The following is a 14586-nucleotide window of genomic DNA, read 5'->3' on the forward strand; positions in this document are numbered from 1 at the left end:
TTTTATAAAACTTTTCATCAACAAAAAATTAAATTAGACGTATCAGACCATTTTTTCGTCAGATTTGAATTATAAAGCTGCAAACTGAATTTTTCATTTGATTATTTTTAAAATAAAAATAGAATTATAAAAAACAGCAGGAATGATGCGCTGACTAAGAAAACAATAACAATATTAATTGTTTTTTGGGCTTTAAGCAGTTCTTCCATGCTCATTTCACTTGGTTTCTTTCGTTTCATTTTCTATTTTTACATTACAATCTGTACAAAATTTAATTAAAAAAGAATCCAAAACAATAGGTCAATTTTTTTTGACTACCCTGTAAAACTATGGAAGAAGTAGAAACTTGTCCGGCACAAAGGCTTTTAAAAATGTTATCCGGAAAATGGAAAGCAGAAATTTTTCGTTTGTCAGTAGAATCGCCTTTGCGATTTAATACTTTGCTGAGACAAATTCAAGGATCAAATAAACAATCTTTGGCCACAGCTTTGAAAGAATTAGAAGAAGAAGGACTTTTGGAAAAAACAACAATTAAGTTAAAACCGCTACACATTGAATACAATCTTACAGAAAAAGGAAAAGCTTTGATTCCTGTTTTCCAGCAGTTAGAAGGGTTATCTTAGTGGGAAAATAGAGAATAGAATATAGAGAATAGATTATCTGGGAAGAAAAAGTCTATTTAAAGTAGAAAAGATCCCCAAGTACTACTCAGTGTGACCCCACGGAAACCACTGAGATTCTTTGAGAATCAAATCCTACATCCAAAAAATAAAAACGTCAGCTAAAAGGCGAGTACGGATTATTAGTCAATAAAACCAAATTTATCTTCGAAGATTTTTCCTATTACAGGAATTGGTTTCTTTTGTTCATTTGCAGCATTTATAATTCCAAAAATCCATAAAATCAAGATTACGTAACCAACGTAACTTAAAAAATATAAGGCAGGAACGATACTTACAACAATTGATAAAGCAATATTTATGGCTAATGAAACCAGAAAGATTCCAAAACCTTGCTTTAAATGGTAACTCACTAAATCACTTTTAGGAGTTAAATCTTTACTTTTAACAAACGCTACAATCCACCCAATAATAGTGATATAGCTTAAAATAGAAAGAGTTTTATTATTCATCGTTTTAGTATTTATTACGTCAAAAGTAGAAGCAATAAACCGATGCTGAAAGACTTGTTTTGTCTATGGGCGTTTTGAATTGGTATTAGGAAGATTTTGATTGTTAATGGTTGATTGTTTATGGTTTATGGTTTGTTGTTTGTTGTTTGTTGTTTACCTTAAGTACCTGAAACTTGGAATTTAATCTTTCATTAATTTAAAAAACTGTTCTTTTTTTCCTCTCGAAATTGGGACAACCGACTTATCATTCATGTGTACCATTCCTTCACGAGAGTAGCTTACAATTGAATTTACATTGATTAAATGGGATTGATGAACTCTAAAAAACATTGGAGGCTCTAACATGTCTTCGTAATTTTTCAGCGGTTTTGAAACCATTATTTTTCTGCCATCTATTAAAAAGAAAGTAGTGTACGAACCCGAAGTTTCGCATCTTAAAATTTGTTCTAATTTGACTACATACATCGCTTCCTGAGTTGGGAGAATAATTCGATCAGGCGTTTTGGAGAGATTCTGCTGTAATTCGGTCAATTGTTGTTTTTCCAAAACTCTTTCTTGTAAAAGAGCGATACGATCAATAGCTGTTTTAAGTTCGTCGGGATCAATTGGTTTTAAAAGATAATCGATCGCGCTGTATTTAAACGCGTTTATAGCATGCTGTTCGTAAGCCGTTGTAAAAATAAGATGAAACGAATTAAATGAAATTTGCTGTAAAACATCAAAACCAGTCCCATTTTGAAGCATAATGTCCATAAAAACTAAATCGGGTTTTAAACGATTAATTAATTTTACGGCTTCTTCAACACTTTCCGCATAAGCTATAATCTGAATTTGATCTTGCGCCACCATTTCAAGCATAATAGATAAAGCTTCGCGAATGCGCTGTTCGTCTTCAATAATAATAGTTTTATACATTTTTTTTACAGGATTGGAATGTTAATAATTACGATACAGCCCGTTTCACCGTTTTCGGATTCTTTTTCTAAAACCTGAAATCCCGCTGATGGATGTTCTTTTTGCATTTTAGCTAATCTTTCGTCTGTAATAGTAGTAGACAGCGATTGATGATTTTCTTTTATTTTAAGTTTACGTGAAGCGGCGAGACCAATTCCATTATCTTTAATTACACAAATTAGATTTTTCTGATCGGTTTGCTGTGTGAAATTAAGCTGCAATAATCCTTTTTCTTCTTTTGGCTTTGGCTTTAAACCGTGTTCAACTGCATTTTCTATAAAGGGCTGAATTAATAATGGTGGGATCAATATTCCATCTTCCACCGATTCATCGCATACAATGTTATATTCAAAACTATTATTTAGACGAAGCTGTTGTAACTCAATGTAATTTTTCAGAGTATTAATTTCTTCTTCCAGAGAAATAGTTTCTTTTCTCGATTGTTCCAAAATCTGTCGCGTTAGTTTGGCAAATTTATTTAAATAAGAAACCGCTGGAATGGTATCTTTTTGCAGAATCATACTTTGAATATTTCCTAAAGCATTAAAGATAAAATGCGGATCCATCTGCGAACGCAGCAATCTTCTTTCCAGTGAAAGTCTTGCAGCAAGGTTTTCAATTGTTTCTTTTTCCATTAATTGCACCTTAAGTTCGCTATTGGCCTGTTCCTGTTTTAGAGTTTCTTCTCTTTTTAAGTAATAACGTTGCCTGAAATAGTACGAACGAAACATAAATACAAGTCCAATCAATAAAACGCCAGCAATACCATAACCTAAAAGTTTATTCTGCTGTTCCAGTTCATTTTCGAGTTCAAGTTGTTTGATGCGCTCTATTTTTTTAGAAGATTCATATCGTGCATCAGCGTTCTGTAAAAGTTTCTGTGTGCTTTCATTATATTTTAACTGATTGAATTTGGTGTACAAAGTATCATAACCATAATAAGCTTTATAATCATTTCTTTTTACAGCGACCTCTTTCAAACAATTATAAAAAGTTGCTAGAAGATAATTATCAGTATAAGGAAGACTCTGCTGGTATTTAATTCCTTCAATAAATAATAATTCTGCTTTTGTGTAATCTCCTTTTTCGTTATAATATGTTCCCTGTAACCCAATAGCACTTCTGTAAATGATTTTTATGTTGTATTTCTGGGCAATCTCGGTTGCTTTTTTGAGATTATCCATCATTGACTTTTCTTCAATTGGTTTTGGGCCTTTTGAATAAAGATCAGCCAGATTGATATAAGCAATTCCAATGTTGCTTTTACTGATTATATTATGACCATGTCTTTCTGCATAAGTAACAGTTTCCTTAAAGAAGTTTAAGGTAGCTAACCATTCTTCTTTAAATCCTAGTTCTAATCTATCAGTTAAATAACCTCCAAAAGCAAGCCTTGCATACAATTGACTTTCAGGATCATTTGCTTTTGCCGCATGTTGTAAAGCTTCCCAAGAATATTTTTTAACCTTTTCTGGTGAAGAAGGAGAAAATAAATAAGAGATATCCGAAGCCACTTTAGCACATTGGTCGTGAGCCTTTATTTTAGAAAATAGTTGATAGGATTTTAAAAGATTTTCTAGTGCCTGAGGTTTATCATCTATATAAGATTTTAAAGCTCCTTGAGCTAGAGTGGCAAAGGCTTTAACTCGAATTTTGTTTGTTTTTTCGGCTAGGATATAAGCGGTGTCAGCATAACGGGCAAATTCTTTTAAATGGAGCAACCGTCTTTGTGTAAGTGCCAGATAAGAATAGCAAATCACTTCATCATCAATATTTTTTCTCTTTTTGGCTAAAGCCAATGCCTGAAGCTGTATTTTTTTGCTGGCAGAAGAATCTGAGAAACGTTTGGAATAACCATAAGCGGCTATTTTCTCGATAGAAGAAACTTCCTGAGCATTAGAATAAGAAAAGAATAAAGTAAATAGGAAAAATAACCATTTTGAATGGCTGTCCTTCATCAGATTAAAAGTATTTTTTGCGTGCATATAGTGGTAATTGTAGCCAAAGTACAAATTGAGAATTGACTGACCAAAAAAAACGAGCGTCAATTTTTAGTGCAAAATTCTTGTGAAGCCCTGTTTTTTAGGCTGTTTGCAAAGCTTCTTTTCTTGATAAAAGCATAGAATCGCCAAATAAAAATCTAAAACCTCCATTTGCCAATTCAGAATTGTAGCAGCTCGATCTTAGTAGTAATCTTGTTGTTATTAATTTTTTTTTAAACCCTTAAATTATGAATAAGAAAATTTTTACATCACTGCTTGTAGTTTGTCTTTTTTTATCTGCTTTAACTTATGGACAGCAGGAGGATAAACGTATTAAAATTGAAATTTCTCTGAAAGATGGGAATAAAGTGGTAAAAGGTGCGGTTAGATCGGCTACTTTTTCGTTTACTAAAAGTGTTATGAATGCTGAAACAAACGAAATTAAAAACAATTATTATTTTTCACTTGATTTTGAAAAGCAAGATATTGCTTTATTAACTGCATTTATGAAAAATAAAAATGGAATCGACGGGCAAATAACCATGACAGATACTTATGGAAAACAGCCAACTAGAAAATTTGATTTTACAAAAGGAAGAATCGATTCTCTAAGTGATCAGATTACAGCAGATTATAACAGTGCTTATATGTCGCTTATCTGTGATACTTTGGTTATTGATGGTGTTAAAATTGACTAGGATGACAACATTAAAGGAATTCGTGAAAGACGGAAATCAGTATGCCATGAAAAGACAATATGGTTTCGGTTTGTTGGTTGTTGGCGGTATGTTAGCGTTTACAATTGGAGGAATTTATTATAAGAACACAGCTGTAATCTGGATTTTTGGAATTCTAACAGTTCTTTGTTTTATTTCAATCTGGTCACAGCGTTTTGTTATAGATTTAGATCAAAATGAATTTAGTATAAAAAACGGATTGATTAATAAACCTGTTCAGATTCCGTTTTCTGATTTTGTGAATTTTGAATTAGTCAAAATCAAACACTATCTAATAACTACCAATGTCTGCTTAAATCTTTATTATATGAAAAACAATAAAGAAAAATGTACAGGAATTGCGCAAGCTTTTACCACAAGATCAATCCAGCGATTAATTAATGAAATCAATGAAATTGTAAAACTAAATGAACATTCGCGAAAGATATAATATCGAGGAAACTCAAAATTCATTTTCTTTGTATCCAAATAAAACAACATTAAAGTTGTCAAAGTGGTTTTTGGCTGGAATTACAGCCTGCATTATCGCTTTACTTTTTTTGGATCATTATTTTGATGATGTGATGCGAGGTGTTATTTATATACTGATAATATATTTCGTTTTACACAGTTTATATGATATTCAGATTGGATCAAAAATCCAGTATACTTTTGTAGTTACACAAAATGCAGTTTACAAACAGAGTCCGTTATTTTCGAAAAAGAAAATAATGAAACTCGATGAAGCTGTTATATTTGTGCAATCAGAAATGGGAAGCTGGTATTATGCTTTAGGAGCTAATAAAAGCCACTTTGTGAAAAATTACAGAATAAGTGAAGGATTTAGTTCTGGGCGAAAAAGTTTAGAAATTCAAGCAGCATACGAGAATTTTGTATTACAAAAAATAGATAAGCTCATAGATGCGGTACATTTAGAGCTTAAAAACTAAACCATCTAAAGATAGACTCTCATGAAAACCAAAAGCTTTTTATTTTTAATAGTTTTGATTACTGGAATTTCATGTAAACTTACAAATGATAGCCCAGACCAGATTTTTAATACAATTGGATTAAATGCCAATAAAATTCCGTCAAGTTTTGAAAGAGTCTTTAAAGAATTCCGCCAGCACAAGGCGAATGGAACCTTACAGCTTCCAACAGAAGATGGAAAAAGCATGAAAAAAGCAACCTGTGTTGAAGTGGTAAAATTTGCTTATGCCAATACTTTTAAAGAAGATATTCGAAGAATAAAAAACTTAAATTCAACAGAAGAAGCAGAACCAATTATAAAAGCTGGAATCGAATTGTTTGAATATGCAGACGAAATTCAAAATAAAGACTTTATGATGATTGCCCGAATGATTGATGAAGGCAAAAGTGATGAAGAAATAGATGCAGCAGCAAAAGAGCTTGACGAAACAAAAGGAATGAAACTGGAAGAAAAGTATACTAAAGTAATGGACTTATTACTTCCTTATGCTGATGCAAATGGAGTAGAGTACAATAAATATTAGAATATTTAAAAACGAGTTAGAATCATTAAGAGTTTAACTCGTTTTTCTTTTATCTAATAAAATAACCATCAAAATAAAATGTAATTCTATAAAAATACCTTTCAATATTTCTAAATTGTTAAAAGAAACCTTCAAACTCCTATAAATAGTGACACTTTATAGAATTTAAGTTAAATTTGCCTCGTGCGAAAACAAATTGTCTACATATTTATTTTTCTAATAGCTTCAAACAGCAGTTTTGTACAGCAGTTTTATAAACTGCCTGTATTAATTCAGCACTTTGAAGAGCACAAACAATTAATGGATTTAAGTTTTATGGATTTCTTATCCATGCACTATTGGGGAGAAGACTTAAATGACAATGATGGAGACCGTGATATGCAGCTGCCATTTAAAACAATCAGCAGCAGTTCGTTTCACTTTGTATTTATTTTAGACGACAAAGATTTATTGCCACTTCCTTTCAATCCAGAATTACCACAATTAAAAATACCAACTTACAGATCTGATCTTCATTCAGATCCAAACTTGCTTTCTTTATTCCGACCTCCGGTAGCATAAATTAATTTATAATTTTTTTGCTGTGGCTGAGACTTCACGTTTTGGTCGCTCATTTATTATTTTTTAATTAATACAATATGCTTAATAAAGTAATTCAGTTCTCAGTTAAGAACAAACTGGCAATTGGAATCTTTACACTGCTGTGGATTATCTACGGTGTGTATGAGGTTACCCAATTACCAATTGATGCAGTGCCGGACATCACAAACAATCAGGTGCAAATTATTACTACAGCGCCTTCACTTGGTGCTGAAGACGTAGAAAGACTAATCACTTTCCCAATAGAACAAGCCATTAGCAATATTCCGCATCTTAAAGAAAGCAGGAGTATTTCGCGTTTCGGACTTTCATTAGTCAGCGTAGTTTTTGAAGACGATGCCGATGTGTATTGGGCAAGACAGCAGATAACAGAAAGACTCCAGCAAGTAGAAATCGACCGAAATGCTAACAGACCCGAAATGGCTCCGGTTACAACTGGTTTAGGAGAAATCTATCAATATGTTTTAAAACCAAAACCGGGTTTTGAAGAAAAATATTCTTTAGAAGATTTAAGAACAATTCAGGATTGGACAATCAGAAGACAGCTTTTAGGAACTGCTGGAATTGCTGATGTTTCGACTTTTGGAGGGAAATTAAAACAGTATGAAATTGCTGTAAACCCTGCGAGATTGAAAGCGCAAAATCTAACCATTAGTGAAGTTTTTACTGCTTTAAACAGCAGCAACGAAAATACTGGTGGTGCGTATATTGAAAAAGGCCCAACTGTATCTTACATCAGAAGTACAGGTTTAGCGAAAAGCATTAAAGATATTGAAAACATTGTAGTGAAAAGCACTCAAGGTGGTCTTCCAATTTTAGTAAAAGATATTGCTGATGTTAAAATTTCTTCCGCCATTCGTTACGGCGCATTAACTACAGATGAGTTTGGAGAATCTGTCGGAGGTATCGTAATGATGCTAAAAGGAGAAAACGCCAATAATGTTATTGTTAATGTAAAAGACAAAATCGCCGAAATCGAAAAAATCCTTCCAGAAGGTTTAAAAATCGAACCATTTCTAGACAGAACCAAAATGGTAGACAACGCCATTGGAACTGTCGAAAAGAACTTAATTGAAGGTGCTTTGATTGTCGTTCTGATTTTAGTTTTATTCCTCGGAAATCTTAGAGCCGGATTTATTGTGGCTTCGGTTATACCATTAGCCATGCTTTTTGCCATTATTATGATGAATACTTTTGGCGTAAGCGGTAACTTAATGAGTCTTGGCGCATTGGATTTCGGATTAATAGTCGATGGAGCTGTAATTATTGTAGAAGCAATTCTGCATCATCTACATAGTTCTAAAAAGTACAAAGCAATAGATTCTATTTCGCAGGACGAAATGGATAAAGAAGTCACAGGATCTGCCACACGTATGATGAATGCCGCCGTTTTTGGGCAAATCATCATATTGATTGTTTATCTGCCGATTCTTTCGTTGCAGGGAATTGAAGGTAAAATGTTTAAACCAATGGCGCAGACAGTTGCTTTTGCCATTTTGGGAGCTTTTATTCTGTCGCTTACTTATGTGCCAATGGTCAGCGCTTTATTTCTAAGTAAAAAAATAAGTCATAAAAAGAATCTTTCAGACCGAATTATGGAAAGATTAGAAAATGCTTACGAAGGCTGGCTTACCAAAGCTTTAGGAATTAGAAAAGCTATTGTTATTTCAGCTTTTGTGCTTTTCGGAATAGCGGTTGTTTTGTTTGGAAGAATGGGAGGAGAATTCATTCCACAGTTGGAAGAAGGAGATTTTGCAGTTGAAACTCGATTGTTATTAGGAACCAACCTTTCTACGACAACTGAAACTATTGAGAAAATTTCAAGAGAATTAAAGAAAGAATTTCCCGAAGTACAGCAAGTAGTTTCCAGAATTGGAAGTGCCGAAATCCCGACCGATCCAATGCCAATTGAAGGAGGGGATATGATTATTGTTTTAAAAGATAAATCAGAATGGACAAGTGCTTCTTCGTTTCCTGAATTAGCCGATAAAATGACTAAGACTGTTAAACGAATTGCACCTGGAGTGACAACTGGTTTTCAGTTTCCTGTTCAAATGCGTTTTAACGAATTAATGACAGGAGCAAAGCAGGATTTGGTTTGTAAGATTTATGGAGAAGATTTACAGAAACTCTCAGAATATGCCGAAAAGTTAGGCGCAATTAGCAAAACTGTTCAAGGTGCAGCCGATCTTTATGTAGAAAAAGTAACCGGAATGCCACAGATCGTGATCGATTATAATTGGGCAGAAATGGCAAAATACGGTTTACGAGTTGCCGATGTAAATGCTACGATTAACGCCGCCTTTGCAGGGGCCGTTGCGGGAAGCATTTATGAAGGAGAAAAACGTTTCGATATGGTTGTACGTGTGGAAGACAATGGCAGAAAAGGAATTGAAGATGTTCGTAATCTGTTAATTGCAACTCCTTCAGGTATGCAGATTCCGCTTTATCAAGTAGCAAAAGTAGATGAAGTGGAAGGCCCAAATCAGATTCAACGTGAAAATGCAAAAAGGAGAATCATCGTTGGATTTAATGTTCGAGGTAGAGATGTCCAGTCTATTGTAGAAGAATTACAACAGAAGGTCAATAAACAGATCAAATTTGATCCAGGTTATTATATTACTTACGGTGGTGCTTTTGAGAATTTACAGCAGGCAAAAGCAAGATTGGGAGTTGCTGTTCCAGCTGCTTTATTAATGATTTTCGCTTTGTTGTATTTTGCCTTTAGATCATTTAAAGAAGGAATTATCATTTTTACCGCTATTCCGTTATCTGCAATTGGAGGTGTTTTTGCCTTAGTTATGCGAGACATGCCATTTAGTATTTCCGCAGGAGTTGGTTTTATTGCGCTTTTTGGAGTTGCGGTATTAAACGGAATTGTATTAATCTCTGAATTCAATAGAATACAAAAACAGGGCGAAATCACAAATCCTTTTGATATTATCCTTTTAGGAACCAAAAATAGATTACGTCCTGTTTTAATGACTGCGGCGGTTGCTTCGCTAGGATTTCTTCCAATGGCATTGAGCAACGGAGCAGGAGCAGAGGTACAGCGTCCGCTAGCAACTGTCGTGATCGGCGGATTGGTAACCGCTACACTTTTAACGCTTTTTGTACTTCCTGCTATTTATTTGATGACCTATCACGCTAAAGGATTTTCTAAAAAAAGAAAAAAACACATGAATAATCTAACCATTTTATTAGGCGTTCTTTTTATTGGTAACATGGCAAATGCGCAGCAATTACCAATTTCGCTTGACGAATCGATTTCGATTGCCATTCAGAATAACAGAACAGTTAAATCGGCTAAGTTGAACGAGCAGTCCAAAAGTCATTTGCAAAAAACGGGGTATAATCTTCCGCAGACACAAATCGATGCCGATTACGGTCAGTTTAATAGTGCTCAAAAAGATACTAGATTTGGAATCAGTCAGACTTTTGCTTTTCCCACTGTTTACAGCAATCAGAAAAAAGCACTTCAGGCAGATTTTAATAAAGCCAAGACAGAAGTGCAGCTGACTTCTCAGGAAATTAAAACTAGAGTCAGAAATATTTATTACGATTATTTATGGCTTCAAAGTAAAAGAGAACTTTTAGTCTATGCCGATTCGATTTACCGAATTATGGAAAAGAAATCGGATTTGAGATTTAAAGCAGGAGAAGCAAATGTTTTAGAAAAAAGTGCTTCACAATCTGCCCGACAATTTTACAGCAATCAGCTGGTAATGGTAAATCGTGATATAGAAATTGCTTTAAATTCATTTAATGCGATTCTTCAGGATAAAGTTGAATATGCTCCTAAAAATGAAAAATCAAAAGCGGTTTTAAATCAGTCTTTAGTTGAAAATCTGAAAGCAGAAAATCTACCTATTGTACAGCGTTCACAATATGAATCGGAAGCAGCAAAATGGAGATGGAAAACCGAAAGTGCCAAACTGCTTCCTGAAATCACTTTAGGTTATAATAATTTGAGTATTATCGGGACTCAAACTAATGCTTCAGGTCAGGAAGTTTATTATGATAGTTCACAAAGATTTAATTACATCAATGCTGGTTTGTCTATTCCAATTTTCTTTACGAGTCAGTCTGAACGCAAACGTGCCGCAAAAGCAGAATACGAAAGTTATGAAGCACTTTCCGAAGCCGCTAAAATTGAAGTGAAAACTGCTATTGAGAATGCGGATAGGGAAGTGAAAAAGTATCAGGAAAGTTTAGAGTATTATGAAAAAGAAGGATTAAAAAATGCTCAAACGATTATCGAAGCTTCAAGTAGTCAGCTTTACAATGGAGATATTGATTATCTGCAGTGGGTTTTGGTCGTAAATCAAGCCATTACAATTAAAAGTGAATATCTAGACGCATTGAACGCTTACAACAAAGCAGTTGTTACACTGCAGAATCTTAATAATATTTAAAATGAAAAAATATATAGCAGCGTTTGCAGGCGCATTAGTATTGTTTTCTTGCGGAAAGAAACAAAATGAAGAAAATAAAAATGCTGAAGTGAAGAGTATTAATATTATAAAATTGACCAGCGAACAAATCAAAAATGCTGATTTACAAACTGGAAATCCGACGCTTCAAAATGTAAAAGAGATTCTACAGCTTCAAGGAACGGTAACAGTGCCTCCAAAAAGTGTGGTCAGTATCAGTATTCCGTTAGGCGGATATGTAAAAAGTACGAATTTAATTGCGGGAATGAATGTGCAAAAAGGACAGGTTTTAGCCGTTTTAGAAGACATGCAGTTTATCGAATTGCAGCAGGATTATCTTATGGCAAAAGAAAAGTTTGAACTGGCTCAAAATGAATACAAAAGACAAAAAGAACTTAATGCAAGTAAGGCCAGCAGTGATAAAGTTTTAGAACAGATTACAACCGAAACACGTACACAGCGTATTACAATGTCTTCTTTGGAACATAAACTAACTTTATTAGGAATCAATGTAAAGAAACTGAATGTTTCAACAATCAGCAATACAGTTAAAGTAGTTTCGCCTATTAATGGATTGGTTTCAAAAGTAAATGTGAACGTTGGAAAATATGTAAACCCAACCGATATGCTTTTTGAATTGATTGATAAAAAGGATATTGTATTGACTTTAAATGCCTTTGAGAAAGATGTTGCTTCTTTATCAATCGGTCAAACGGTTATGGCTTTTGCAAATAATTCGGATGCAAAAAAATACCCAGCCAAAATTGCTTTTATCAATCAAAGTTTAAACGGAGATAGAGCAGCAGAAATTATTTGTAAAGTTAATACTTATAATCCAGCTCTTTTGCCAGGTTTATTTATAAATGCGGAAGTCGAAGTAGAAAATCAAAAAGCTTTAACGGTTCCTGAAGATGCTGTAGTGCGTTGGCAGGGTAAGTTTTTTGTTTTTACAGCCCTTGGAAATAATCAGTTTCAAATGGTAGAAGTAAAAGCTGGAGTTAAAAACGAAGGTTTCTGCCAGATTACTTCAAACGAGTTGGATAATTCTTCAAAAATAGTTGTAAAAAATGCCTACACTTTATTGATGTCTGCGATGAATAATGACGAACAATAATGCTTAATTTCTGATTGCAAATTTAGAGTTAAACAAGAAAACCCAGTGAAATTTTAGTTTTACTGGGTTTTTAATTTATTATTTTAGATAAATATTTATAAACAATTTAAATAAAATGATTTAATGATTAATCTTTTATTCCTTTTATCCAATCTTTAAATCGGTTAACCTGTTCCGAAAAGAAAGATTCATGTTCTTCCTTATCTTCTTCAATGGGCGGTAAAACATGTTCAAAATAAGTGCCTCGTAAAACTTTATGCAGAATGCCTTCGCCTAAAAACGCTTTTCCATCATTAAGCGTTCGCACTGCTTTCAATAAATGTCGAATATCATATTGCAGCGGATTAATATCTGGAACTTGTTTGTTTAAATTCAACAATTTGTAAACCGCAATTCTAGCCGTTCTAATCGAACTTTCCATTGTAAATACCACATCGTTATTCGTTTCTACAAATTGTCCGATTAAGCCAAGATTTTTGCATCCTTCGGGCACAACTCTCGGACGGTCGCCTTTTGCCCTCGGCATAAACATCGAAGTGATGTAAGGCATAAAAGCGGTTCGCACAATGGTGTTTTCTATAATATTATCTAGTTTATCTAAAATTCCGAGATGGAAAGATAATTCAGTTAAAATCTCATCTCCAGTACATTCGGGCATTACTTTTTTAATGTAATTCCCAGGTTTATCCATAAACAAGGCATAAACCCAAAGCACTAAAATATCATCTGGCTGATCTGGAAAATGCGGTTGTCTGTTACAGGTAAAACTCATTAACCAATTAGAATCAGTAATAGTAATAATTCCTCCTGTTACTGTTTTGCCGGAATACGGGTCGTTTACAGAATATTCTTTTAGTTTTTCTACAAAAGCAGAAGGCCTGCAAGTCAGCGTAACCGATTCCCAAGATGATTTCTCGATATTAGTGCAGAATTTTTCTGGTTTTCCAAAAATAGGAGATTTCGCGGCTAAGTTTTTCCATAACATCCATCCAGGACTTTTACCGCTGGTAGAGTTGTCAATACCAATAATAGGAGCAGTTTTATTGTCTCCATAGAAAGTATCTTCGGTCATTGAACCTGTGGTAACAATTACAAAATCATCTTTGCCAATTGGAGTTCTATTTTCTTTGCCTTCATGCTCTGTAATAATTCCTTCAACGACTTTACCTTCAGTATTACTTTGGATGACTAAATCTTTGATCAGTGTATGAAATTTGATATTGACACCTTTTTCTTCAAGGAATTTTCGCAGTGGTGTAACAAAAGTATCATACTGATTGTACTTAGGAAATACTAATGAAGAAAGATCATTTAATCCATCAATTGCATGAAGAAATCTATGCATATACAATTTTAGTTCTAATAAACTATGCCAGTTTTCAAAAGCAAACATGGTTCTCCAAAACGTCCAGAAATTGCTTTCTAAAAATGATTCACTGAAATAATCTTCTATAGTCAAGTCGTCTAGTTCGTCTTTTCTTTTCAACAGCAATTTTACAATTGCTAGTTGATCTTTTTTATTCAAACCAAATTTGCTAAAATCTTTTATTTCTCCGTTTTTATGAATTAACCTTGCTTTAGAATAATTCGAATCGTTATCATTAATCAATCGATATTCGTCTAAAACAGTGTAGGGTGGAGGCAGTTCTAAAGCTGGAATATCCTGAAAAATATCCCATAGATTTTCGTAGGTCATATCCATTTCACGACCGCCGCGAATCATATAACCCTCTTTGGGATTTCCTGAGCCATCGAGTGAACCACCATCAATATGAAGCTGTTCCAGAAAAGTGATGTTTTTGGCAGGAATTCGACCATCTCGAATAAAATAGTAGGCAGCTGCCATTCCAGCAATACCGCTTCCTACAATATAGATTTTGCTGTTTTCATGCGATTTTAAAGGAATTCCAATATTACGTTGGTAGTTTCCAATCTGATCTGAAAACGGCATTGATTTTTCGGGGGTGTTTAACTGTGTTTCTGTGCTCGAATCTGGTTCGTGATTAACATTTCCGTAGGTTGTAGAGTTGTTTAGGACTTTGTCAAATTTTGATGTAATATTCTTCATTTTCAAAGCTTTAGAAGTTAATTCAACTAATGTAAGCTTAAAATTTGAAAGATAATTCTTTTATTTTTGAGAA

At 33.8% G+C, this 14586-nt stretch carries 12 protein-coding genes; 8 read left to right on the forward strand and 4 right to left on the reverse strand.

What is annotated here, in order from left to right; genetic code table 11:
* Positions 1–329 precede the first annotated feature (329 nt).
* Positions 330–623, forward strand: a complete 294-nt coding sequence (locus tag GSY47_RS02890; RefSeq protein ID WP_091498680.1) for a winged helix-turn-helix transcriptional regulator — start codon at positions 330–332, stop codon at positions 621–623.
* Between the two features lie 179 nt (positions 624–802).
* On the opposite strand, the gene GSY47_RS02895 is transcribed toward GSY47_RS02890, so the two are convergent.
* The 3 genes from GSY47_RS02895 to GSY47_RS02905 all read right to left on the reverse strand — a co-directional run bounded on the left by GSY47_RS02895 (position 803) and on the right by GSY47_RS02905 (position 4071).
* Positions 803–1132 carry a DUF4870 domain-containing protein gene (locus GSY47_RS02895; RefSeq protein ID WP_179006226.1) on the reverse strand — a complete coding sequence of 110 codons (330 nt, stop codon included), beginning with the start codon at positions 1130–1132 and terminating at the stop codon, positions 803–805.
* A 180-nt stretch (positions 1133–1312) separates the two neighbouring features.
* The gene (locus GSY47_RS02900) at positions 1313–2047 is read right to left on the reverse strand and encodes a LytR/AlgR family response regulator transcription factor (protein WP_179006228.1); all 735 of its coding nucleotides are present in this window, start codon (positions 2045–2047) and stop codon (positions 1313–1315) included.
* Between the two features lie 5 nt (positions 2048–2052).
* Positions 2053–4071 (reverse strand): sensor histidine kinase, encoded by a 2019-nt coding sequence (locus GSY47_RS02905; protein WP_179006230.1) that lies wholly within the window; start codon positions 4069–4071, stop codon positions 2053–2055.
* 245 nt (positions 4072–4316) lie between these two features.
* Between GSY47_RS02905 and GSY47_RS02910 the strand changes: the two genes are divergently transcribed.
* From GSY47_RS02910 to GSY47_RS02940, 7 genes are all read left to right on the forward strand, one after another.
* On the forward strand, positions 4317–4766 hold the full coding sequence (locus GSY47_RS02910; RefSeq protein WP_219071094.1) for a hypothetical protein: 450 nt from the start codon (positions 4317–4319) through the stop codon (positions 4764–4766).
* 1 nt (position 4767) lies between these two features.
* The gene (locus tag GSY47_RS02915) at positions 4768–5235 is read left to right on the forward strand and encodes a hypothetical protein (RefSeq protein ID WP_179006234.1); all 468 of its coding nucleotides are present in this window, start codon (positions 4768–4770) and stop codon (positions 5233–5235) included.
* Positions 5213–5734, forward strand: coding sequence for a hypothetical protein (locus GSY47_RS02920; RefSeq protein WP_179006236.1), 522 nt, complete (start codon positions 5213–5215; stop codon positions 5732–5734). The genes GSY47_RS02915 and GSY47_RS02920 overlap by 23 nt, the downstream gene beginning before the upstream one ends.
* 21 nt (positions 5735–5755) lie before the next feature.
* Complete coding sequence (locus tag GSY47_RS02925) at positions 5756–6298, forward strand: hypothetical protein (protein ID WP_179006238.1); 543 nt, start codon at positions 5756–5758, stop codon at positions 6296–6298.
* Positions 6299–6481: 183 nt separating this feature from the next.
* Positions 6482–6859 carry a hypothetical protein gene (locus GSY47_RS02930; protein WP_179006239.1) on the forward strand — a complete coding sequence of 126 codons (378 nt, stop codon included), beginning with the start codon at positions 6482–6484 and terminating at the stop codon, positions 6857–6859.
* A gap of 77 nt (positions 6860–6936) precedes the next feature.
* Positions 6937–11313 (forward strand): CusA/CzcA family heavy metal efflux RND transporter, encoded by a 4377-nt coding sequence (locus GSY47_RS02935; RefSeq protein WP_179006240.1) that lies wholly within the window; start codon positions 6937–6939, stop codon positions 11311–11313.
* A gap of 1 nt (position 11314) precedes the next feature.
* Entirely contained in the window at positions 11315–12445 is a 1131-nt protein-coding gene (locus GSY47_RS02940) for an efflux RND transporter periplasmic adaptor subunit (RefSeq protein ID WP_179006241.1), read from the forward strand.
* A 127-nt stretch (positions 12446–12572) separates the two neighbouring features.
* On the opposite strand, the gene GSY47_RS02945 is transcribed toward GSY47_RS02940, so the two are convergent.
* Positions 12573–14513, reverse strand: coding sequence for an oleate hydratase (locus GSY47_RS02945; RefSeq protein ID WP_219071095.1), 1941 nt, complete (start codon positions 14511–14513; stop codon positions 12573–12575).
* Positions 14514–14586: the final 73 nt, after the last annotated feature.

It is taken from the genome of Flavobacterium quisquiliarum, from assembly GCF_019308285.1.
GTDB classification, from domain to species: domain Bacteria; phylum Bacteroidota; class Bacteroidia; order Flavobacteriales; family Flavobacteriaceae; genus Flavobacterium; species Flavobacterium quisquiliarum.